Genomic DNA, 22,047 nt, shown 5'->3' on the forward strand with positions numbered 1-22,047 from the left:
TTGGTACACATAGCCGGTGCTGCCTGCCTGCTGAGCCTTCTCGGCGGATCAGCCTCGAAACCTGCTTTGGCCTCAAGAGAATCGACGCAGTACAGATTCGCAGCGCGCGGTCCCTGACTGCTGAGTGCACTGCAGATCTGGGTCCAAAATCCGGCATCAGGCAACCGGGCGCCGCGCGGCTCGGCCGCAACGGCGACCTCAGTTTCGGCAACGGCGGTAACGGCGGTAACGGCGGCGACGGAGGCAAGGTACAGGCGACGTCGCAGCGTTGCCCCAAGCGGTACGGCGCAGGACGGCGAAGTCGGCTCCGTCGGCAGTGCGATACCGGTCAATGTGGAGTGAGTATCCGCGCCGACGGTGATTCCCAGGCGTTCACCCGAACGTACCAATTGTGCAGATCGGTCTCTTGCTCGCAGACGGCCATGGTTACGCTGCAGCCATGAATCGCGCCGCGGTGTGGTCGATTTCTTCGTTCCTGCTCTGCGTAATGCTCGTCGGATGCGGCACGACGACCGATCAGCCTGTCCAACGCTCGTCGTCGGCGCCTTCGTCGAACTATGAGAAGACACCGGTCGTAGTGGTTCTTGATGGTTCGGAATCGATGCAGACGGCGGATGCTCCCGGTCCCAGGATCGACGCCGCGCGGTCGGCAGTCACCACCTTCGTCAACGACCTCGCACCGCAGACCCGCTTCGGTCTCGTGGCGTACGGGAACACCATGAACGCGCGGACGACCCCACAGACCAAGGGCTGCACGGACGTATCGACCGTGATCCGTACCGCGCCGATCAACAAGGCGGAAGCCGTCCAGGCGATCAACGGCATCCAGGCTCTCGGGTGGACCCCGCTTTCCCGCGCGCTCGTCGAGGGCGTCGAGACACTCGGTTCGGGAGGTGGGTCGGTAGTACTGGTGTCCGACGGCGAGTCGACCTGCCAGCCCGATCCATGCGATACCGCTCGCTCACTGCGAGCCGAGCATCCGGATGTCTCGATCAGCACGATCGGGTTCAAATCATCCGACGCGCAGCTGGAGTGCATAGCCCGCGAGGCAGGTGGAGTCTTCGTCACCGCCGACAACGCAGCGCAACTGTCGTCGCGAATCGACGCCGCGCGCAACGCCGACACTGCGGCGCAGAAACTGACCAACACCGGCCTCGCCGGCATCAAGATCGGCGAATCGCAGGCAGCGATCCGCGACGCCAATCCCTCCTTCCCCGAACTTTCCAGTGGCTCTCGCGAAGGCGACAAAGTGGTGGTGCGGTGGAAGGACTGTGACTGGGTCTTCGACGACGAGACGTTGACCGAGATTAGGCCCACCAACGCGTCGACGGTGGACGGGATCCAAGCGGGTACGCCGATGAGCCGGGTGATCGAGCTGTTCGGAGAGCCTGTAAAAGTCGACGAGGGCTCGTCGACTGCGTATTTCGCGGCGGATGAGTCTGCGGGTATAGCCCTGCGGATCGTCTTCTCGGGGAACGTGAGAACAGGTTCGGTTCGGACCATCGTGCTGTGCAACTGTTTGCCGCAGCGGACAGCGCCGACTAAGCCTCGATCCACCGATCGGCTTTTTGATGTCTCGTGAAATGTGTTGTGTATGTTCGGGGTGGCGGTGGGCGTGGGTGAGTCGCCGATCTCTGGTGTCGGCGTGTTTCACTGGGTTTCGTGTCGGGGCCGGTTCTGGCCGATGGTTAGGGGTCAGGCTGAGTGTTGTCGTTTGATCGTGTTGTTGAACAACAGGTTCCACTCGCGTTCCCACGGCCATCGGGCGGGTAGATGCATCGTGATGCGCCGCGCTGAGGACGCGATTCGAGCGGGTATGCAGATCAGGGTGCGTCGGATGGTGGAGGTAGTCGCCTTCGCCAGACGCTGTCCACCGAGACAGGCTGCGGCGCGGGTCAGGTTGAACGCGATGACCGCACACACCAGCCATGCGGCGTTCGCGCAGAACTTTCCCGAGGGCAGATGCGCCAATGCGGAGGCTTTGAGGTCGGCGTGGACTTGCTCGATGATCGCATGACCGCGGTGAGTCTTGTCGGCGGTCACGGTGTCCAGGTCGCTGGTGGTGAAGAACGCATGAAACCGCCACACGTCGAACAAGCCGTCTCCCTCGGCTGCGAAGTCAGGGATACGGCGCACCACCAGCCGTCCGGATACCTGCAGGCGCTTGGCTTTGGAGGTGAACGCGGTGAACGGTACTTCGGCGACCTCGGCCCGCGAGACCCACTGGCCGCTGTCTTCGTCGAAGACGGCGTCGGTGTACTCGATCGGCGTCCATGCATCTGCCGGTACCTCGCTGATCGCTGCTCGGACGTGGGAATCCTGACGCACGGTGACCGACACCTGCGCACCGGCCCGGAGCGCGGTGGTGATCGCGCGATGGCCGTAGAACGCTGAATCCGCTCGCAGCAGTATCGGTCCCGACGCATCGGACGACCGTAGCCGCCGCACGGTGGCCAGGGTGTCGGCGATCAACCGATGCGCCCCGCGCGCGGAGTTACACGCCCCTTTGCGCAGGCGTTGAGCGGCGATCACCGGCGCACCGTCACCACAGGTGAGGGTGGTGATCGCCGAGTTCAGCCCACGCACTCGGGTGTAGCCGAATCCGACGCCCTGCTTGGCCGGGCCGTGGACCTCGATGATCGAGTCGTCGATATCGATCATCACCGGCCCGTCGATCCCCGCCAGCACCGGAGTATGGCGAGCCAGTCCCGCCAACAGCCGGGTGGCGATCGCATCGGCTTGGCGGACATGCCCGAACCGGAACTCGCGAAGAAACGATCCCAACGTCGACGGGGCGTAAGGATGGTCGAACACCTTGCCCATCGCGCCGTGTCGCAACACGGCCATGTCGTCGATGCTGTCGGCGCCCGCCACCATCCCCGCCACCAGGGAAAACATTTTCCGATCCGGATGGGCGCCCTTGTCGGTGGGCACGCTCAGATGCTCGCGGGCCAACTCCGACAGGCTGGCGCGTTCGGCCAGCGCCATCACCGGCACCACCCCCGCAGCGGCGAGGAGATTCGGATCGTCACAGGATGCAGACCGGACCGGGTGAGTGTGAGACAATCGCATCTACGACATGCCCTCCTGTGTGTGTGGATGGAACCCTAGAGAAGTCCCATTCTGTCACTCAGACAGGGCATTTCGTTTATCCCTCACCGACCGATCACAAGCAAATCGGTGGATCGAGGCTAAACACCCCCGGCCCTCGGATGAAGAATCCGGTGCACGAGATGATAGGCGTATTGGAGCCTTGTTAGGCAAGACTTTGTTGTCCTCTATTCGAATGTAGCTCTTGCGCAGTACCTGAAACCTCAATCGGCACAGACGAATAGCGAGCGAAATTCCGCGTATATCAATCGACTGAGGCTTATAGGTGAGCCAGGCTAAGTATTCTCAGTGCGAAATCTCCGCGTGTCGTCATGGTCCGAATAGGTGCGCTAGTTCTCGGGCTTTCCCGGTATTCGAAAGTGACCACCGTTCTGGTGACACCTAAAAGGGGGACATCGAACGATCGATGCTCGCTACAGTCGATCAGAGGACATGAGTTGTCTTGGCACCTAGGGGGCGCGACGTCGAAATGCTCCTTTCATGGCCGTGCGGCGATGGTTCGGCAACTCCGCGCATACGCGTAAAATATGATGTATTACCTTGTGCGGCAATGTGATAACTGATCAGCATCATGATCGAACGGTGGCTCGCAACGAGTGCCGCCGGGCTCGGGGAGTGTGGACCGCGTCGGTGGTGGTCAGATATTTTCGTGATGACGGTCGTAGGTGACGAGAAGATGTGTATTCTGGCTGAGCGCTGTGAAGAGGCAGTGCCGCGAACAGGTCTCGAGGTATTCCAGAAGCCGCACCACCGATGCGGTTCGACGTGACTGGGCGAGTCCGTCATCTAGGCGAGCAATCCCCCAGTTCTACTAAGTGATTGAATCTTCATTGGGGGAGACGTGATCCAGCCACGAAACCCGACAGGGCCCGCGATCGCGAGAGCCGGTTCTGTTCAGATACCCGACGTGCGACGTCGCCCAGTCCGGGTGGCAGCCAGAATCAATGCGTCGTCATGGATGAGGCGATACCTCGTATCGATCGCATGTACAGACGTCGTCGTCGTGGTCGCTGCGGTATTCGCCGCACAGAGAATACGATTCGGGCCTGGACATGCAGGCGAGAGCTTCGGTGGAGTGAGCGGGCACCCCGTCCTTCTCGTGTCGGTGGTCCTGTGCTTCGCATGGTTGCTCACCCTCCGCGTCTACCAGACGCTGGATCGGCGGATCGTCGGTTCCGGCTCCGCCGAGTACAGCAGAGTGTTGACCGCATGCTTCACGGTCTTCGGCGCGCTCGCCATCACGGTGATGGTCTTCCAGATCGAGATCTCTCGGGGATACTTCGCACTGGCCCTTCCGCTGGGCACCGCCGGATTGATCGGTTCGAGATGGATGTGGCGTCATCGGTTGTGCCTCGACCGTCGACGAGGTAGGCGGCTCGAGCGGGTGCTGGCCGTGGGCGAGCCTGCTGCCGTCTCCTACCTCGTGGACCGACTGAGGCGTAGCCCGGAGTTGGGATTCGTGGTGATCGGCGTGTGCCTGCCTGTCGGTATGGCACCGTCGCAGCCGACTATTCCCACCGACGACGAGCCGATACCGGTCTACGGAGACTTCGAGGATGTGGCGCTTGCAGTTTCGGCATCTGCCGCCACAACTGTGGCGGTCATGTCTGCCGATGCACTCGGACACGAAGCGATCCAGGATCTGTCGTGGAGCCTCCAGGGCATGGAGGTCGACATGATGGTCGCTCCGGGCATCACCGACGTCGCCGGGCCGCGGATGATGGTCCGTCCGGTGGCCGGCTTGCCGTTGCTGCACATAGACAAGCCGCAATACGAGGGTGCCAATCGGCTGCGCAAAGCCTCACTCGATCGCTTGGGGGCCATGCTCCTACTTGTTGCTTGCCTACCGGTCCTGCTGTTGGTCGCGGCCGCCATCAAGCTCGATTCGCGAGGAAGTGTGTTCTACCGAGCTACGCGGGTAGGGCTGAACAACGAGTCGTTCTCGATGTGGAAGTTCCGGACGATGGTGTCCAACGCGGATGCCCTGCGTGCGCAACTCCGCGACAAGGACGAAGGGGCGGGCGTGCTGTTCAAGATCCGGGACGATCCGCGCGTGACACGCGTCGGTCGAATTCTGCGTCGATACAGCATCGACGAGATTCCTCAGTTGCTCAACGTCATCGGCGGAACGATGAGTCTTGTCGGGCCGCGTCCGCCGCTGCGCGAAGAGGTCGAGAAGTACGACGGACGGGTAGCGCGTCGCATGCTGGTGAAACCGGGGATGACAGGTCTGTGGCAGGTGTCGGGACGGTCTGATCTCTCGTGGGAGGAGTCGGTTCGGCTCGACCTCTCCTATGTCGAGAACTGGTCGATCATGCAGGATCTGGTGATCTTGTGGCGGACATTCCGGGCTGTGGTGTCGAAGGACGGTGCGTACTGATCCCCGTAGCGCGTGAAGAGGTCACCTCGACAAGCCGACGCGACGTCGACAAATGCCGTGAATCCCCTGAGTCTTTCAGTCGACCGATATCCTGAGCGCGTCCAGCAGTCGATACGCAGGGAGAGCGGGATGGCAGTGCGGACACGGCGGTTGCCCGGTCGAGCGATGCTCGTGAGCACAGTGGCGTTCACGTGCACGCTGGCTGGGTTCGTCCCCGACGCCGATGCGGCTGTCAGGACGCTTGCAATCTCCCAACCGGGCGGAACCGGCAAATACGGCGCGGGGTGCACGTACACCCTCACTGCGAAGGTCACCAACGACGACACCGTGACATTCTCGGTGCGTCAACCGACCCGTCTCGCCAACGGAAAGCTTCTGCGTTTCACCTTCGACGTCGCACCTCGTGGACATGTGGCGATCTTCCACTGGAGCCCGGTGGTCGAAGGACATTTCGTTCTGGGTGCCCGACAGGGAGGTACCTGGAAGTTGACGGGTGCCGACGTGGGGCGGCGTCTTGATCTGGGAAGTTCGTGCTCGGGAATCTGAGCAGAGATGTTGTTCAGCCGTCAGTGCGCGGCTTCGTAAGCGTCGACGATCTCTTTGGGCAGTCGGCCGCGTGGCCCCACCTCGTATCCCTCTTCGATCGCCCACTCACGGATATCACTTGTACTGGCGGCACCACCCTTCGATGACGTGGCGTTTCCGGCGGAGCGCTTCGACACCCGAGGGGCGGTCGACTGCTTGCGCCCCCCGACTCGGGTGGAAGCTTCGAGGAGCTTGGCCACTGTGACGCGACCGTTCTCGACTTTGTCCAGGTTGGCGCTTGAGATGTCGAGTTGGTACTCGACACCGAGCCACGACCACATGACGGTGTGAACATCATCGAGATCGATCTCCCGACCGTCCAGATCATCAACAAAAGAAACCGAGCGGATGGTTGCCATGTGTCGAGGTTAACTTATGCCGTCCGTCGAACGGAGGACGGACACGTTGACGTACTACGCAAAAACTGTGCGGCGGCTCGTTCGCCAGGCGAATATGCATGTTCTCACGGCTCGAATTGGTCCTCGGAAAGTCGATGTGCGCATGGCGATAGGGTGGCGTCCATGGACGTACTGTTCGTATGCACTGGCAACATCTGTCGATCTCCGATCGCAGAGCGCATCTGTCGCGATATCGCGGTAGATCGCGGCGCGCGGGTCTCGGCGACGAGCGCTGGCGTCGGCGCTCTCAACGGCCAACCGATGCACCCCTTCGCGATCGAGGTTCTCGCCGAACATGGTTGTGACGCAACAGGTTTTGAATCGCGGTATCTGCAGCCGAGAATCCTCCAATCAGCCGAACTCGTACTCTGCCTTACGCGTGAACACCGTGCCGCCTGCCAGCGCATGGTGCCTGCGCGATGGAAACGGATGTTCACGCTGATCGAGTTCGTCGAGCTGCTCAATGTTCTCGAGTCCGATTCCACACCCGGTGCTGGTGCAACTCTGGATTCGATCATGAACTCGCGAGGTCAGATCGATACCAACTCCGCGCATTTCGACATCACTGATCCGATGGGTCGCCCGAAATCAGATTTCGAGCGTGTCTATCGCGAAGTGCACCCGCGAGTGGCGAACGTGGTGGAATGGGCTGTGTCGACGGCCGTTCAGTAGGCGCCTTCGCCTCGGGCCACAGTCACGACCGTCCGCATGAGGATTCGCAGGTCCTGCTCGATCGACCAATTCTCCACGTAGTAGAGATCCAATTCCACACGCTGCTCGTCCGTCGTGTCCGAGCGCCCGGACACCTGCCATAATCCAGTCATTCCCGGTTTGACCAGTTGGCGCCGCTCGACAAAGCCGGGAAAGCTGTGGCCTTCTCCGTGTACGAGGGGCCGCGGACCGACGAGGCTCATCTCGCCGAGCATGACATTGAGCAACTGGGGGAGTTCGTCGATGCTTGTGCGACGTATGAATCGTCCGACCGGAGTGATTCTCGGGTCCTTTTGCAGCTTGAAGAACTTGTCGTCGGGTATCGCTCCGCTCGCTCGCAAGTCTGCGAGCCGCTTGTCGGCATCCTGGTACATCGAGCGGAACTTCCACATCCGGAAGGGTGTACCATCACGACCGATGCGTTCCGGACGGTAGAACACGGGTCCCCGGTCAGATACCTTCACGGCGAGCGCGACGGACAACAGAAGTGGCGAGAGCATCAGCAGGAACGTAGCGGCGACTGCGCGGTCGAACAGCGCTTTGCCCCAACCCGAACGGCTGCCGTAGCCCGGCTCGTCGACGTGGATGAGGGGCACGTCCGCGATGGATTCCAGGGTGATCTTCGGGCGAGCGAGGCCGACCATCGACGGCGCGATCAATAGTCCGATTCCTGCCTCCGACAGACCGAATCGCAAGGCGCGCAACCATTCTGTCTCCAGCGGAGTCGACGACGCGATGACGATGTAGTCGGCGACATCGTGCCGTGCAGCCTCGACTATATAGCCGGGGTCCTCGATCATCGTCATGTCGTGTTCCGACGGTGAGGGCGGTTCGACGACTCCGACGGGTACGTACCCGAGTGACGGGTTCTTGGTCATCGTCGCACGCATTCGCGCGGCCGACTCAGGCGTCCCGACGATCAGCACACGCGTTGTGGCAGCCCCGTGGCGTCGACGTCGAGTCGCGATGTAGATCGTGCTGGCCAGGTGGGCAGCCATGCAACCGGCGAAGCCGCAGATGAAAGCTATGAGCAGTGTTTGCCGAGGAATGGGAACGCCGAGCACCAGGACGACAACTGCGACGACAGCCAGGAGCTTGACCGTCGCGATGAAGACCCGGACGAATTCTTCGATTCCGCGTCCCAGGATGCGTTGATTCGTCGAATCCTCACGCGCCAACAGCAATACCCAACAGGCTGCCATCCCGATTCCGAAGACGACACGCTCGAGAACCGACTTGGCTACGGGCGCATCGTTGCTGATCAGAACCGCGAAGGCGACGCCCCCCGCGACCGAGACGATCTCGGCTGTGCGCAGAACGCACGCATGGGACCGGGTGACGTCACGTCGTACTGACTGAGAAGTCCGAGGATCCGACTCGCTGTGCGATGTCGTCAGCGAGGCCGGTCGAGGAGTTCCAACTGGTGACCTGCGGATAGAGCTGAGTGGTCGTGGCGATATGGAGTCTTGTGTCTGGTACATGACCATCCGAACGTAGATGTGATTGGCCGACAAAAGGAATCGGCTCGACAAAAGGTGCTGAGAAGACGGCGGTCGCGACGACATCGTCGGCGCCGATCCGATCGGGATACAGGTCACGCAGCTGGTCAGTCCAGCGCTGCGCGATCGCCTCGGGATCTTGTTGGAAGAGAGGCGAATCCCTTTTGCAGTACTTCATCGTGTAGACCAAGGTGTGGTCGTCGTAGCGGCGGGTTCCCGACAGTGCCGACATCTCGATGACACCGTCGAACTCGGTGTCGCAACCGATCACCGGGCTCCAGTAGTGTCCGTCGAGAGGCCTCTTGAGGAGGAATGCGACGTTGACTACGCCCTGGTAGCTGTGTTCCGAAACAGGCAGTGATGCACGAAGATTCGTATCGGCGATCTGATGCAGAACCGGGATCGGAACGGTGGACACCACACGATCGGACTCGATGACGTCGCCGTCGACGGTCACCTCGATGCCGCTCGCGGTCTCGCTCATGTTCGTGACCGTTGCCGACGTCTCGATGACGCCTCCGGCGTCCCGGATCGCTCGACTCAGGGCGTCGACGATTGATCGATACCCGCCGCGTGGGTAGCCGCGTACGGCGACGTTCTTCTCGCGTCCGAGTCGCTCGTAGACGTAACGGGCCGGCACGTGCGCGAACGCGTCGCCGAACTTGGCACCGAACATGGGTTGCAGCATCCGGGACCAGATCTCGCGGCCGTAGAGCCGTGACAGCCATGCCTCGGTGGTCACCCCATCGAGATCCTTGCCACGCCCGAGGTGACGAAGCGCTACCGACACCGCGCCGAACCTGATCCGCTGGACGGGATTCAGAGCACCAAATCGCAGTAGGTCCGCGGGCGTGTTGAACGGGTACCGCCTACGATCGACGAGCATTCCCATTGTGGTGGAACGCCATTCGATGTCTTGCTGCAGCCCGAGATCATCCAGCAATCCCAAGAGCGCGTCGTCGCTCGGCATGATGCAGTGGTAGAAGCGCTCGATAGGATGACCGTCGATCTCGCCTTCGACTCCCAGTCCGCCCAGCTGAGCGCTCTGCTCGAGCAATACAACGGGGACGTCCTGCTGGGTGAGTCGGTACGCGACAACCAGACCGGCGATGCCTCCGCCTATGACGGTGACGCCGGTCGCTCTCGGCCGATTCAATCTTTGCCCGCCAGATCAGGGGTTGGCGTCATCTGTTCGCGCAGAACGAGTTTGGCGTACTGACGCAAGGTCAGTGCGAGCTTGAGCTTCGATGCGCTCTGTTTGAGATCGTACTGCAGCACCATTGGTACTTCGACGACGCGAGGCTGTAGATGCCGCAGCTTCATCAGAAGCTCCACCATGCACGCGAATCCCTGTTCGGTGATGAGGCTTTCACCCCAGTACTCAGACGCGCGGCGGAGAAGTGATACTCGGTAAGCCCGGTATCCGCAGGTGAAGTCGTGCAGATCGTCAATTGCGATCAGTCGGGAGAAAACCCCGGCAGCCCCACGGGAAAGAAGTCTCCGGAACGGAGGTGCCGTGGTGTCGTCGCCGCCAGGTGTGAATCGCGACGACACAGCAAGATCGGCGCCCCCGTCGATAGCGGCGATCATCGGGACCAGCAGTGCGGGGTCATGTGTGTTGTCTGCGTCCATCATTGCGATGATGTCGTCAGTCGACGCCGCGTTCAGTGCTGCCCGAATGCCGGTCTGGACAGCGCGCCCCAAGCCCTGGTTGACGCGATGTCGGACGACCTGGACGTCGAGTCCCTCGAGCCCTCGAGTGGCGATTGCCGCTGTCTGGTCGCTCGAACCGTCGTCGACCACCCACGCCTTCAGGTGGATCGGCAGTGTGGTGGACCGCAGCCTCTCGAAGAGCGGCTGGAGCGAATCCTCTTCGTTGTAGGCCGGCAGAACCAAGTGAATGGTGCGCGTGCGTGTCAGGCGTCCTTGGCCGTGCGCGTCACTGCTACCGGTCGAACGTATGTCATCCAAACGACTGACAGTTGTGGCCTGACCCGCATATGAGTCAATAACCATAGTTTCCCCCCCAGGAGCGATCCGACTCCCCCTGTCGGATAACGAATGGTGGATTCACACTAACATGACGATGTCCGCTTTGCCACTGCAGCCCGATTGAAAGTTGCAGTGACACTTATCATTTCTTTCAGTTGCGAACTGTCTGTGTGGTCTTCCGCACATCGGTCGAGAACTCCGGCGGTAGCTCGGTGCCGCCATTCAGCAGGTTTTCGATTGCCCGTGCTCCCCGGAATGCTGCCGCACCGTCCCCAAAGGGATTTCCGTGAATTGTCATGGAAGAACGAGCTTCTGGGTCGTCCAGAAGCCTTCGTGCGGCTTGGAGGAGCGCATTCGGGTCGGTGCCCACCGCTATCGCACATCCGTGCTCGATCGCCTCTACCCGCTCGGTCACCTCTCGCACGACGAGGACCGGAACCCTGAACGAGGGAGCCTCCTCCTGGATGCCGCCCGAGTCGGAGATGATGAGTGTCGAGTGCTTCATCACACCGACGAGTTCTTCGTAGGGCAGAGGCTCGGTGAGGGTCACTCGATCGTGGGAGTCGAGCGCTCGGTAGACCTGTTGACGTACAGCAGGATTGGGGTGTGTCGGACACAGCACGCTCAGATCCGGGTACTCGTCGAGTAGCTGTGACACCGCGTCGAGTACGCGATCGAGCGGGTCGCCCCACGACTCGCGCCGGTGCATTGTCAGCAGGATTCGAGGCTTCGACGGGTCGATGTCGGGTTCGGGAACGGTCGAGGCGATCCGGAGCACTGCGTCGACCACTGTGTTCCCTGTCACAAAGATCCGTTCCGGTGCGACGTTGTCGTCGAGTAGGTTCGTGCGAGCGCGCGTGGTCGGGGCGAGATGCAGGTCGGCGATCTGTCCGATGAGTTTTCTGTTCGCCTCCTCGGGAAACGGCGAATGAAGATCGTGTGAGCGCAGTCCGGCTTCGAGGTGTACCACCGGCAGTCTGGCCCAGAATGCCGCGAGTGCGCCGGCCAGTGCTGTGGTGGTGTCTCCCTGGACGACCACCGCCTCGGGGCGTTCGCTGGTCCACATCTGCGACAGGCCCGTCAGCAGCGCTGCCATCAGTGTTGGCTGCCCGCCGTCTCCTCGATCGATCTCGAGTACGAGATCAGGAGCGATTCCGAACGCGCGCAATGAATCATTGACCATCGTCGGATGCTGACCACTCGCCACGAAGTGGGTGGTGAGCCCCAATTTCTGGAGCTCGGTGTGGAGTGGTGCGAGTTTGATGGCTTCCGGTCGAGTTCCTGCAACTAGATGAACGGTCGGCACTCGCGATAGACTACATACATTCTCGAGTGCGGGATAGTTAACGGGGTGGATTCGAGTCGAAGTGGTAATTGACTATTTCTATCTCGCTGCTGCGGTGGGGGCCTATGCAGTGGGACTTCTGTGTCAGAGCGTGGGCGCCAAGCGTTCCGCGCCGTCCGACGTGCGGTTTGGATCGCTGATCCGATTGATCGGTGATCCGGTTTATGTCGTCGGATTCTGCTGCCAGACAGCGGGATTCGTGCTCGCTTTTCTCGCGCGAGCACAGCTGCCGCTCTACCTCGTGCAGGGGGCAGTGTGTGCGTCGGTCGCGTTGGCGTCGTTTCTTGGTTTCGTGTTTCTCGGTCGACGTACATCGGTGCGTGAGCTGACAGTGTTCGCGGTCATGACGGTTGCGGTGGCGATTCTGCTCGCCGCATCGCAACCGTCTGCTGGATACGAGCTCAGCAGAGCCGTCATCGCGGGCCTCGCGGTGGTCACCGCCGTGCTGTTCGGTGCGACCTTCGTGGCGGCGCGATTCTCGGGGGCGGTGCCGCTCGCATGCCTCGCGGGGATGAGCTTCGCAGTCCTTGCTGTCGCAGGTCGTCCCGTAGCCGCGGCGCTCGGGCCTTCGCTCGTCATCGATCCGTTGGCGTGGATCGTTCTCGCGACGGCCGTGATCGGGCAGATTCAGATGGCACTCGCGCTCGCTCGTGGATCCACCACAGCCGTCGGCTCTGTCATGGACGCCACGACGATGGTGGTGGCATCCGGAGCAGGTTTTGCGCTGCTCGGGGACCGGGTCAGCGAGGGCCGCGCGGTGTGGGTGGCAGCAGGCCTCGTGTTGTCGGTCGTCGGAGTGGGGGCGATGGCACGCATCGAAACGGGCCGCCACCCGGGTCCTGCCGTACGCGAACCGAACCTGACCGACGCAGTCGATACGACTGCGGTGAGAGGTGTGAAATGAGTGCGTCGACGATAGCCAGTGTCTCAGTGGACCTCGACAACATCTGGTCCTATCTGAAAACCCACGGCGACCCCGAATGGGAAGCGCGACCGAGCTATCTGTCCGTTGCAGTTCCACGCGTCGTCGAGCTGTTCGGAGAGCTGGAACAACGCACCACGGTCTTCGTCATCGGCGCAGATGCCGCGCGCGAGGACGGCGCTGGTGCGATCTCGGCATTCGTCGGAGCAGGTCATGAAGTGGGAAATCACTCGTACGAGCACGAACCGTGGCTCCACCGCTACAGCGCCGAACGGCTGGCTGCAGAGATCGACAGCACCCACGAAGCCATCATCGCCGCAGGCGCACCTGCGCCGACCGGATTCCGCGCGCCGGGTTACAGCCACACACCGGAATTGTTCAACCTCCTCTCCGAGCGTGGCTATCGGTACGACGCCAGTACATTGCCGACGTGGATAGGTCCTGTCGCGCGGTATCAACATTTCCGGAGTGCGATGCTCACAGAGGAGCAACGTGAGGAGCGTGCCGAGCTCTTCGGAGGTTTTGGCCAAGCGCGCTCGAGCCTTCACCCACACCGGATTTCGACTAGGTCTGGTGAACTCGTCGAGTTGCCGGTGACGACGCTTCCGCTCGCTCGGATTCCGGTGCACGGGTCCTACCTCATGCAGCTCTACTCGATATCTCCGAAGCTTGCGCGTGCCTATTTCCGTACAGCCGTGCGCATGTGTCGTATGCGGGGAGTCGGCATGTCGATGTTGATACATCCGACCGACATCCTGGACGGCAAGGACGTGCCCCTGATGCAGTTCTTCCCGGGGATGGCGGTCCCGGCGGCCGAGAAAGTCGCCTTCATGGCGTGGGTGGTACGTGCGATGCAGCGTGAGTTCGACGTCGTGGGGACCGGCGATCACGTGGCTGCGATGTCGGCCCCGGGTGTATCGATCCCCGGACCTGAGTCGGAGCGATCATGATCAGCGGCTGTACGTGTCGCTCGCACGCGCGGGTCCCGACGATTGCGAAGCTCTGGCCACAGCGTGACGATCAACAGTACGGTGCCCGCGAACAACAGCACCCGCATCAGGTAGATGGAGAAATTCTCGATTCCCATCGCTGTGCCGATCCGGTCGAAGACGTAGTAGTGCGCGATTGCAGCTCCGAAGAACAACATCGCGAGCGCCGGCAGGATTCTGATCAGGAGACGACGGTCTCGAGCCGCCTCCAACGCGCCGAGAACGATCGGCGGAATCAGCCACGCGGCGTCGTAACTGAGGTGGTAGAGCGTCAGTGTGATCAACGAGAGCCCGAGCAGCGTGGCGATCGATTCCGAACGAGTGAACATTCGACGGGACAGGACGAACGCGAGCACCACACCGACGACGGCGACGGCGACGGTGACCATGGTGGAGATGCCCACACCGGCGTGTTGAAGACTTCCGACGATGTCGATCCGCTCGTCGAGCCAGTCCTCGGTACGCCTCGACGACGACTCGCTGATGTTGGCTGCAAGACTGCTGAACCAACCAGGGACGCCCGTGAGTCCGCCGGCCATCACGGGTACCGCCGCCAGGGAGAGCACAGCCGACAGCACGACACCGGTGATAGCCCGCCGCCACGCACCCCGAGCGAGAAGTACGACTACGACCGCGAGTCCGATATGCGGCTTCATGCAGCACACTGCGACGAGAATCACTCCAACGTATTTGTTGCGCACCATGATTGCCGGAACCCCGAGCAAGACGTACACGACGCTCGGCTGGCCGAGGTAGTAGGCGAGGGTCACCGGGCGCGACAGGAGCAGCAGTATCACGCCCCACGTTGCCATGATTGCGCGCGCAGTGGCACCCTCGCGTCCTGCGGGAACCAGTCGTGCGGGGAGGAGCTCTGCGGCACGCAGGCCGAGCCAGCAGCCCGTCGCCACGATCACCGCGAGGTTGACCGCCGCTGCGAGGAGGGTCGCCGTGTCCCAGCCCGCCCAACCCAGCGGAGCCCAGAGAAGGAGATGACCCGGCGCATACGTCGGGTAGTCCAGAGAGTTGGGGAAGTGTTCCAGATAGGTCTGGGTGTCATACGGGTTGTTGCCCGTCACGAACCAGGAGGCGGCCCGCCATGTTGCGTCGCGGAAATCCACGAAGGACAGATGGCACGGTCGAACTGCGCACTCGACGGATTCATCGGCGCCGATCCGATCGCCCAGCGCCTTTCTGACGAGGGAGAATCCGAGCGCCACCATCGCGATCACGGACACGATGAGAAGGGGAACCTGCCAACGGGCGGCAAGCCGACGATTAGGCACCGGGCAACCTCCGTCCGATCAGGGCCCAGAACTGGCTGCTCACTTTACACAGTAGCTGCGGCAGCCGGATTCTCAGGAGGCGCCAAATGACCACTACCGAGAATTCCGCTGTCGAAGTCCGCCGAAGTTTCAGTTTTCGTTTCGTTGCGGCGGGTGCGGGGCTCCTGTGCACTTTTCTCATGACGATCGTCGCGTACCGGGCGCTGGACGTGCGGCAAGCGGCAGTGTTCTTCGCGATCCTCGCCGCGTTGTCGATCGGACCGATGGTGGGTCGACTTGGCCTGGGGCCTAACGTGATACGGCTGCTCCCCACTGCGACGACGAGAGCAGAGGCGCGGAGTATCGCGTCTGTTCACCTGCGTGCCACGCTCGTACTCTCCTTGATCACCGCGCCTTTCATCGGACTCGTCGCCACGTGGGCTATGCACGGTCAACCGCAGTACTGGCCGGTACTGATCCTCACCGTCGTCGTCGTGATCATCGAGTCGATGCGGCTCACTCTCAGTGACATATTCGCGGCCCACGGTCGCGTCGGTATGGCGGTGCTGACGACTCACCACGTCCGCAGCACGCTTGTACTGCCTGCTGTCACCCTGCTGGTATTCGTCTTCGACAAGCCGTCGCTGACCGTCGTTCTCGCGGTGTACACGGTGGTCGCTGCGGTACAGCTGGTCGTTTCGCTGGTTGCCGGTCGCGATGAGGTGTCGATGGTCGGACCCGGCAGTTTGCGCACCTTGCGCGACCCGATCCGTCATGGCGCCAAACTCTTCGTCCTGGACCTGTCGGCGTTCGTGTGCCTCCCGGGCACCGTCTGGCTCGCCAACTTCGTGTTCGCGCCACACGATGCGGCAACCTATTCGGCGGCAGCAACTCTCGCTCTTCAGGTCACGATCATCGAGAGCCTTGCATCGTTGGCGGTGACGCCTGTCGTCGCGCGTGAATGGGTTGCGGGCAACCGCGAGCGAGTTGTGTCGGTGCTGGCTGCGGTGGCGACCCTCGGGACTCTCGTGACACTGCTCATCGTCGCCTTTCTGGCGGTGCTTGGCGAGACGGTGGTGTCGTGGGCATACGGACCTTCGATGTCCGGTGCGGGCGTGATGCTGCTGATCCTGGCGGCGGGTGGAATCGCGAAAACGGCTCTGGGCGGAAACATCACGATGCTCATCATCAGCGACAACATCGATCGTGCAGCAGTATCGGCGCTGGTCGTCCTGGCCATCGCGGTTCCGGCGGGTATCGCAGCCGCGATCATCGGTGGACCCATGGCTCTCGCGATCGTTTCTGCTCTCGCCGTCACCTTCACCGCGATCGTGCAATGGCTCAGTGCACGCCGTGTTCTGGAGGACACCCCCCGGCCGGGATTCGCGCTGCGCTCGTCCTTTGCGACTTTCCGCTGACTGGTGGGTCTGACCGCTCGTCAGACCAATGACGTGGTGATGGCGTCGAGGACCCGCTGGGCCGAAAGGCGCCACGAAAAGCGCTCGCGATTGCGCTTTCCCCGATGAATGAGGTCGGTGCGCGCACTGTCGTCGTCGGACACCCTATAGACGGCGTCGAGCATCGCACGCGTGTCGTCAGGTGCGAAGAACAGCGCTGCGTCACCTGCAACCTCCGGGAGTGATGCGGCGTCGCTGCAGATCACGGGGCAGCCCGATACCTGTGCCTCGAGGACCGGTAGCCCGAAACCTTCGTATCGGGATGGGAAGACCAGTGCCCGACAGTGCCGGTACAACCATGCGAGTTCGCCGTCGCTGAGTCGGCCGGCGACGACTGCGCCGGGCGAGAGTGGCGACGCCTCGCTGAACACCTGCGGATTACCCGAAGCGCCTACGACCACGACCGAGAAACCCTCGCCGACCAACGCATTGACAGGATCGGGGAGGTTCTTGTGTTGCGCCAGGGTGCCCACGACGACCAGTGACCTCGGCACGTCGACTTTCTCCGCCAGTTCGGGTGTGACGGCTTCGATCACATCGAATTCATCTGCCGCACAGTAGGCGACAACGAAACGCTCCGAGGGCACGCGTAGGAAGTCGGCCAGTTCGCTCGCGCTGAACTGGGACACCGTGACCAGATGAGACGCTGTGCGGGACAGAAGGAAATACATCACGGCGTAGAAGGAGACGAACGATCGGCGGAACGTCGACGAGAATCGGAACGGCGTCGCATCGTGCATGGTGACCAGTTGCCTGCGCTTCAGCAGCGGCGCCGGACCGGCGAAATTCAGCAGCAACGAGCCACGCGTCACCGCAGGTAGGTGGAACTGCTCGAAAGCCACGCCCTTCCACCGCGAGCGGCGTATCTGCGCGCCACTCTTGCTCAGCCACTGCGGAACCTGCGCATCCGCTGGTACGTGGATCACGAAACGGTGGTCCGACGTGAGCTCCATCAGTGCTCGAACCATCTCATCGGCATATCGTTGCGTGCCGGTCATCGATTGTGCGAGCCATTTACCGTTGACGTGTATCTCGGTCATGACATCACCTCGAACAGGGGGTCGTAGAGATGGCGGAGAGCTGCGCGTTGTGCCTCATCGTTGTTGTCGGCGAGTGCTCGTCGCGTCGCCTCGACCCGAGACCCATAGGTGTCCCGGTCACGCAGCGCGGTCAATACGTCGCCGAGTTCAGATGGCTGGGCGACGGTCATCGGCATCTCGAATCCGCGGATGTACGGCTGGGCTCGAGCAATGACCGGAAGGCCCGCGGTCGTGGCTTCGAGGATGGAGATGGGAAAACCTTCCCACTGCGCGGTGTGGAAGTAGACGTCGCAGGTGGCGAGAATCTTCAGTGCCTGCTCACGACTGCACCATCCGGTCACGTCCACCCCTGAGTCGAGCAGGTGTCGGGCGATCTCATCGTCGCCGCCACCGATCCACACGGCGTCGACGTCGATGCCGTCGCTGCGCGCACTGCTCACCGCTTCTGCGAAGAAGCGGGCATCCTTCTGCGGGCCGAGCCGGCCGTTTCCTGCGATCCGAAGTGGCGACGAGGGATCCCCTGCCCGTCGAGCGGGGATGAGTGACGGCGCCACATTCGGCACGGTGACGGTACGTGGTCTCGACAGTGGCCACGATGACAACTCGGATTCACGTGGAGAGCAGGCACCGACCGCGGATGTGTTGAACGAGAGCATCCACTCCGCTGACCGAAAGCCGCTTCTGACCGCGCCGGGTACGTCGCGGCGTTCGAACGCGTAACAGTGCGGCGTGTACACGACAGGGGAGCGTCGTGAATCACGCAGCGCGACACGAACGTAGACTCCCGCCTTACTCGAATGTGCATGCACCACAGCAGGTCGTGCGCCGCGCAGCGTACGCCTGAGAAACCGGACACGCGACAGCGTCCCCTCTGGCATCTCCGTCGTCGACGCGAATCGCTCGAGTGAGTCCATCTCGATGCTGGCTTCGGCGCGAGTGGAGTAGATGAGGTGGTGCTCCGCATCGGGGTAATTGCGTACGTAGTCACCGATTGCGGCCGCTGTTCCACTCGCGAATGATTCGGTGACATGAATCAACCGACGCTCGGATGTGTTGCCGCTCATCGCACTTCGGTCGCTGTGCCGTTAACGGTCCAACCGGAGGTTGTGGTTGCCGAGCGGGGTGCGTTGGTGACGAACGGTTGCACGGAATTGCTGACAAGCGTGATTCTCGAGAACGAGATGCCATCCACAGCGCCCCCGCCGTCCGCCAACACCGCGACGTCGCGGCCCGCTTTGGCGGGCGTCGATCCGATGGTCACATCGGATACCTGAACGCCGCTGACGCCACGCCCGGCGTACACTAGGACGGCCCCTTGGACCACGCTTCCGATGTTGGCCGAGGTGATCGTGCCGTTCGAGGCAGAAACCTGCGAGGTCGACTGAGTGAAGTAAGGATTTCCCTCACTCGCGATGTACAGACCCGCGGCCGAGGTGTTCGACACGGCGAAACCGCTGATGGTGATACGGGTCCCTCCGACGACGGTGATTCCCCGGCCCCAACGGTTTCCGTTGACGGTGATGTTCCGCTCGGTGATGTCCGAGCACAGCCCGTCATCGGAATAGCTCACCACGGCTACACCGTCATCCCCGGTTCCCGAGGTGGTCACATCGCTGACTGTGCCGCCACTCGCGCCGCCGGTCATGTGTACCCCGTCGGCAAGGGTATCCGACACGGTCACGCGGTCGATCGTGAAACCCTTTGCCCCATCGACGAAAACTCCGGCTGCTGCGGAACCGTGAACAGTGACGTCACGCACGACGTCGTTCTGGCCGCTGATCACGAGTTTGTGCTGATCCAATCCGGAACGTCGGGTGCCCGTGGTCGGGCCGGTGAACGTCAGGCCCGAGAGCGTGACACCGTTCGCGGTCACCTGAACCGACGATGTCTGCTCGTTGGTCGCAGCCAGGACGGTGCCGTCTCCTTCGATCGTCACATTCGGCACCCGGATCTTGAGGACGCCGGAGTGCCGGTACGTGGTGGCATCGAGATGAAGGGTCGATCCCGGTGCCAACGAGTCGAACTTCTGTTGCAACTCCGCGGTGCGATCGATCGCAGGGGGTGCGGGGTTTGCTGTGCCGCACGAGGTCAACAGCAACAGCGGGGCGACGAGAGGCAGTATCCAGGATGCCTTGGAACACTGGGCCTTCACGCCGACATCACCCTCTGCGTACGCGCTGCGCCGACCGGTGAACCGGGTGCCGTGTTGCGGGCGACTCTGGCGCGGCGCATGAGCCGCATGCCCAGGTAACCGATCACGAGCATGGCCACCCATGCGGGTGCGGCGCGTCCCTGCGCCCAGTACAGATAGCGCGGCATTTCGAGAAGGCCGGTGAACATTATCGGATACATGAGCATGCCTAACAGGGATCCATTGGCGAACGCTCTGTACGTTACCCCGACGACGAGTCCGGCGATTGCCAGGTAAACAAGACCGCCATAGGGTCCGTAATCAGTGAAAGGTCCGGTATATCCGCTCGGATTGTTGAATTCCGGATTCCCGTGCTGTGTCAGCAACGTGGAGTAGTCGGTCGGGCCGAGCGGGAACGCGGCCCGATGTGGGGGCAGTGTGTTGTACACGTTCTCCAGTCCGGGAGCGGTCCACACGACTTCGAGTGTGTCGTACGGGACGCGTCCCGGCCAGCGCATGTTGTCGTAGATGATCTGTCCGTTGTTGATCGCCGTCGCGTAGTAGCCGGCCAAGCGGTCGGCGGCGAACTCGATGAAGCTGCTCGAGGTGCGCGAGCGATAGAACGACCAGGATCGGAAGTACTCGAACAACCCGAAGACGAACAACAGGATGGGCAGTGAGGTGAGGGGAATCCACTGCGCGATCACGTTACCGCGCCGGCTTCGGTTGCCGAGTCGAGCGCTGCCGATGACCGCGAGCGGCACGACCAGTTCGAGGACGGCGAGCCGTTCTGAGAACACATAGGCTCGTCCGATCGCCAGGATCAGCACGATGGCGATCGTGGCGATCTGGCGGCGATCTCTTCCCTGGGTGAGGAGCAGCGCTGCGACGACGACTGCGGGGACGCCGAACTGGGTGAGCGTGGTCACGCCGGCAATCGTTCCGATCGCGTCCTTTGCGGGAGTGCCGTCGGCTGATGTCGCGCTCAGTAGATCGGCGGGCGTCAGGCCCGACTTCGCGATCAGGTACCCGAATCCGAGGTAGCCGACGACGGTGAGTACGAGGAGGACGGTACTGGCACGGGTGAGGAGGCCGCGTACCTCCGGACCAAAGCCCGGCCACGTGCCCTCGACCGCGGGGCGCCTCCGCACGACGGACATCCCGATAAGTGCGCTCAACGCGAGCACGAGTACGCCGGAGCCGAACATGGCGAGCGTGTGGTTGTCGAGAACGCGAGGAGATCGCCACAGCGCACGGAACTCGGTGTCGCTGATGAACGATGTCGGGATCAGGGACAGGCCACCGACGAGCAACGCGATCGCGACAGGGGAGATCCACCAGATCGGGCGCGATACGCGGCGTGTCATCGGTCCAATCCGAAGTATCCGATGAACTCTCCCCGGAGGTAGGCGCGATCTGCACGGGAGTGCACGCGATTGCCCCGCGCAAAACGAATCGCACTTCCGGCGACCTTGCGTGCACCGTGATAACCGAACTGCGCCAACGACAGACGATGTCGCCGCCAGAGGTGGCCGTTCCCGACACCGTATCGGAACATCTTGTCCACGAAAGCGTCTGTGATCGCATCGCGATCGTCGTCCTGCAGTATCCGAATCGCGGGATCGTAGGCGAGGGTGTGACCGGCTGCGAGTAGGCGGAGCACGAGATCGGAGTCTTCTCCCGCCCCCCTCATGCCGCGCGCACCGACCCCGAGTCCCTCGTCGAACGGAGAGAGTGACGGCAGGCATGCCGTGCGGATGAACAGTGTGCTCGAGATGGTCGTGCGCGGAAAGTTCAAGCGAGAGACCGTCGTCGGCTTGGTCAGCCAACGCTGCATGGACGGTCGTCCGGTGTCGGTGACCTGCATCCCGCTCACCCCGGCTGTGTCCGGGGATTCGTCGAGCAGCCGGATCACCCGGGCAAGGGTGTCCGGTGCGTACCAGCAGTTGTCGTCTGGATAGGCCACGACGGGTGACGTCGCGATCTGTGTGCCCACGTTCCGTCCTGTCGAGACGCCGCGGCCACTCGTCGCGATCCGCGTCGGACCGGGCAGTTCGGCTTGGCGGACGATCGCTGCGCACTTCTGATCGTCGCTTTGATCGACGACGATGAACTCCACCTCATCTGCGACGGTAGACGCGGCAACCGAATCGACGAGGCGGCGCAGCTCATCCGGTCTGCCGATCGTCGAGCAGATCAGAGACACTCGGGGTTCACTCATCAGA

The 22,047-nt window shown here is 62.3% G+C and carries 19 protein-coding genes and 1 pseudogene; 8 read left to right on the forward strand and 12 right to left on the reverse strand.

Features of this window, described 5'->3' with window-relative positions; translation table 11 throughout:
- Positions 1 to 439: 439 nt before the first annotated feature.
- A complete protein-coding gene (locus LK459_RS14585) occupies positions 440 to 1,582 on the forward strand; it encodes a vWA domain-containing protein (RefSeq protein ID WP_227919141.1) in 1,143 nt (380 codons plus the stop codon).
- Positions 1,583 to 1,695: 113 nt separating this feature from the next.
- On the opposite strand, the gene LK459_RS14590 is transcribed toward LK459_RS14585, so the two are convergent.
- Positions 1,696 to 3,072: an IS1380-like element ISGbr1 family transposase gene (locus LK459_RS14590; protein ID WP_064862420.1), complete on the reverse strand. Its 1,377-nt coding sequence runs from the start codon at positions 3,070 to 3,072 to the stop codon at positions 1,696 to 1,698.
- A gap of 997 nt (positions 3,073 to 4,069) precedes the next feature.
- Between LK459_RS14590 and LK459_RS14595 the strand changes: the two genes are divergently transcribed.
- Complete coding sequence (locus LK459_RS14595) at positions 4,070 to 5,491, forward strand: sugar transferase (protein ID WP_227923768.1); 1,422 nt, start codon at positions 4,070 to 4,072, stop codon at positions 5,489 to 5,491.
- A gap of 129 nt (positions 5,492 to 5,620) precedes the next feature.
- Positions 5,621 to 6,037 (forward strand): hypothetical protein, encoded by a 417-nt coding sequence (locus LK459_RS14600; RefSeq protein WP_227919142.1) that lies wholly within the window; start codon positions 5,621 to 5,623, stop codon positions 6,035 to 6,037.
- Between the two features lie 20 nt (positions 6,038 to 6,057).
- Here LK459_RS14600 and LK459_RS14605 read toward each other — a convergent pair whose 3' ends face one another.
- Complete coding sequence (locus LK459_RS14605; RefSeq protein ID WP_227919143.1) at positions 6,058 to 6,435, reverse strand: histone-like nucleoid-structuring protein Lsr2; 378 nt, start codon at positions 6,433 to 6,435, stop codon at positions 6,058 to 6,060.
- 162 nt (positions 6,436 to 6,597) lie between these two features.
- Between LK459_RS14605 and LK459_RS23325 the strand changes: the two are divergent.
- A pseudogene (locus LK459_RS23325) lies at positions 6,598 to 6,867 on the forward strand (arsenate reductase/protein-tyrosine-phosphatase family protein); the annotation flags it as partial.
- A 36-nt stretch (positions 6,868 to 6,903) separates the two neighbouring features.
- Positions 6,904 to 7,146 carry a hypothetical protein gene (locus tag LK459_RS23330; RefSeq protein ID WP_407648833.1) on the forward strand — a complete coding sequence of 81 codons (243 nt, stop codon included), beginning with the start codon at positions 6,904 to 6,906 and terminating at the stop codon, positions 7,144 to 7,146.
- Here the strand turns inward: LK459_RS23330 and LK459_RS14615 are convergent.
- The 4 genes from LK459_RS14615 to wecB all read right to left on the reverse strand — a co-directional run bounded on the left by LK459_RS14615 (position 7,140) and on the right by wecB (position 11,982).
- Positions 7,140 to 8,501 carry a sugar transferase gene (locus LK459_RS14615; RefSeq protein WP_227923769.1) on the reverse strand — a complete coding sequence of 454 codons (1,362 nt, stop codon included), beginning with the start codon at positions 8,499 to 8,501 and terminating at the stop codon, positions 7,140 to 7,142. The genes LK459_RS23330 and LK459_RS14615 overlap by 7 nt on opposite strands.
- A gap of 25 nt (positions 8,502 to 8,526) precedes the next feature.
- Positions 8,527 to 9,840, reverse strand: coding sequence for an FAD-dependent oxidoreductase (locus tag LK459_RS14620; protein WP_227919145.1), 1,314 nt, complete (start codon positions 9,838 to 9,840; stop codon positions 8,527 to 8,529).
- Complete coding sequence (locus tag LK459_RS14625) at positions 9,837 to 10,655, reverse strand: glycosyltransferase family 2 protein (protein ID WP_227919147.1); 819 nt, start codon at positions 10,653 to 10,655, stop codon at positions 9,837 to 9,839. The genes LK459_RS14620 and LK459_RS14625 overlap by 4 nt, the downstream gene beginning before the upstream one ends.
- A gap of 172 nt (positions 10,656 to 10,827) precedes the next feature.
- A complete protein-coding gene (gene wecB, locus LK459_RS14630; protein ID WP_227919149.1) occupies positions 10,828 to 11,982 on the reverse strand; it encodes a non-hydrolyzing UDP-N-acetylglucosamine 2-epimerase in 1,155 nt (384 codons plus the stop codon).
- Between the two features lie 61 nt (positions 11,983 to 12,043).
- Here wecB and LK459_RS14635 point away from each other — a divergent pair, with 61 nt between their 5' ends.
- Both LK459_RS14635 and LK459_RS14640 read left to right on the forward strand, forming a co-directional pair.
- Positions 12,044 to 12,925 (forward strand): DMT family protein, encoded by an 882-nt coding sequence (locus LK459_RS14635; RefSeq protein WP_227919151.1) that lies wholly within the window; start codon positions 12,044 to 12,046, stop codon positions 12,923 to 12,925.
- Positions 12,922 to 13,893 carry a polysaccharide deacetylase family protein gene (locus LK459_RS14640; RefSeq protein ID WP_227919153.1) on the forward strand — a complete coding sequence of 324 codons (972 nt, stop codon included), beginning with the start codon at positions 12,922 to 12,924 and terminating at the stop codon, positions 13,891 to 13,893. Before LK459_RS14635 ends, LK459_RS14640 begins: the two co-directional genes overlap by 4 nt.
- On the opposite strand, the gene LK459_RS14645 is transcribed toward LK459_RS14640, so the two are convergent.
- A complete protein-coding gene (locus tag LK459_RS14645; RefSeq protein ID WP_227919154.1) occupies positions 13,830 to 15,215 on the reverse strand; it encodes a glycosyltransferase family 87 protein in 1,386 nt (461 codons plus the stop codon). The two genes, LK459_RS14640 and LK459_RS14645, sit on opposite strands and share 64 nt — an antisense overlap.
- 86 nt (positions 15,216 to 15,301) lie before the next feature.
- On the opposite strand from LK459_RS14645, the gene LK459_RS14650 reads away from it, so the two are divergent.
- The gene (locus LK459_RS14650) at positions 15,302 to 16,612 is read left to right on the forward strand and encodes a lipopolysaccharide biosynthesis protein (protein ID WP_227919156.1); all 1,311 of its coding nucleotides are present in this window, start codon (positions 15,302 to 15,304) and stop codon (positions 16,610 to 16,612) included.
- 20 nt (positions 16,613 to 16,632) lie between these two features.
- Here LK459_RS14650 and LK459_RS14655 read toward each other — a convergent pair whose 3' ends face one another.
- From LK459_RS14655 to LK459_RS14675, 5 genes are read right to left on the reverse strand one after another with little or no spacing between them, the layout of a single operon-like run.
- On the reverse strand, positions 16,633 to 17,691 hold the full coding sequence (locus LK459_RS14655) for a glycosyltransferase family 4 protein (protein ID WP_227919158.1): 1,059 nt from the start codon (positions 17,689 to 17,691) through the stop codon (positions 16,633 to 16,635).
- Positions 17,688 to 18,755 carry a glycosyltransferase gene (locus LK459_RS14660; protein ID WP_227919160.1) on the reverse strand — a complete coding sequence of 356 codons (1,068 nt, stop codon included), beginning with the start codon at positions 18,753 to 18,755 and terminating at the stop codon, positions 17,688 to 17,690. Before LK459_RS14660 ends, LK459_RS14655 begins: the two co-directional genes overlap by 4 nt.
- Complete coding sequence (locus tag LK459_RS14665) at positions 18,752 to 19,843, reverse strand: right-handed parallel beta-helix repeat-containing protein (RefSeq protein WP_227919162.1); 1,092 nt, start codon at positions 19,841 to 19,843, stop codon at positions 18,752 to 18,754. Before LK459_RS14665 ends, LK459_RS14660 begins: the two co-directional genes overlap by 4 nt.
- Positions 19,840 to 21,189, reverse strand: a complete 1,350-nt coding sequence (locus LK459_RS14670; RefSeq protein WP_227919164.1) for an oligosaccharide repeat unit polymerase — start codon at positions 21,187 to 21,189, stop codon at positions 19,840 to 19,842. Before LK459_RS14670 ends, LK459_RS14665 begins: the two co-directional genes overlap by 4 nt.
- Positions 21,186 to 22,043 (reverse strand): glycosyltransferase family 2 protein, encoded by an 858-nt coding sequence (locus tag LK459_RS14675; RefSeq protein WP_227919165.1) that lies wholly within the window; start codon positions 22,041 to 22,043, stop codon positions 21,186 to 21,188. The genes LK459_RS14670 and LK459_RS14675 overlap by 4 nt, the downstream gene beginning before the upstream one ends.
- Between the last annotated feature and the right edge of the window lie 4 nt (positions 22,044 to 22,047).

Source organism: Gordonia otitidis (genome assembly GCF_020735545.1).
In the GTDB taxonomy this organism is placed as follows: domain Bacteria; phylum Actinomycetota; class Actinomycetes; order Mycobacteriales; family Mycobacteriaceae; genus Gordonia; species Gordonia otitidis.

Excerpts from the sequence above, each read along its gene's own strand:
- LK459_RS14590 (WP_064862420.1), bottom strand. The coding sequence starts at position 3,072 with ATGCGATTGTCTCACACTCACCCGGTCCGGTCTGCATCCTGTGACGAT.
- LK459_RS14650 (WP_227919156.1), top strand. The coding sequence starts at position 15,302 with ATGACCACTACCGAGAATTCCGCTGTCGAAGTCCGCCGAAGTTTCAGT.
- LK459_RS14600 (WP_227919142.1), top strand. The coding sequence starts at position 5,621 with ATGGCAGTGCGGACACGGCGGTTGCCCGGTCGAGCGATGCTCGTGAGC.
- LK459_RS14605 (WP_227919143.1), bottom strand. The coding sequence starts at position 6,435 with ATGGCAACCATCCGCTCGGTTTCTTTTGTTGATGATCTGGACGGTCGG.
- LK459_RS14660 (WP_227919160.1), bottom strand. The coding sequence starts at position 18,755 with ATGAGCGGCAACACATCCGAGCGTCGGTTGATTCATGTCACCGAATCA.
- LK459_RS23330 (WP_407648833.1), top strand. The coding sequence starts at position 6,904 with ATGTTCACGCTGATCGAGTTCGTCGAGCTGCTCAATGTTCTCGAGTCC.
- LK459_RS14585 (WP_227919141.1), top strand. The coding sequence starts at position 440 with ATGAATCGCGCCGCGGTGTGGTCGATTTCTTCGTTCCTGCTCTGCGTA.
- LK459_RS14670 (WP_227919164.1), bottom strand. The coding sequence starts at position 21,189 with ATGACACGCCGCGTATCGCGCCCGATCTGGTGGATCTCCCCTGTCGCG.
- LK459_RS14675 (WP_227919165.1), bottom strand. The coding sequence starts at position 22,043 with ATGAGTGAACCCCGAGTGTCTCTGATCTGCTCGACGATCGGCAGACCG.
- LK459_RS14655 (WP_227919158.1), bottom strand. The coding sequence starts at position 17,691 with ATGACCGAGATACACGTCAACGGTAAATGGCTCGCACAATCGATGACC.
- LK459_RS14640 (WP_227919153.1), top strand. The coding sequence starts at position 12,922 with ATGAGTGCGTCGACGATAGCCAGTGTCTCAGTGGACCTCGACAACATC.
- LK459_RS14595 (WP_227923768.1), top strand. The coding sequence starts at position 4,070 with ATGAGGCGATACCTCGTATCGATCGCATGTACAGACGTCGTCGTCGTG.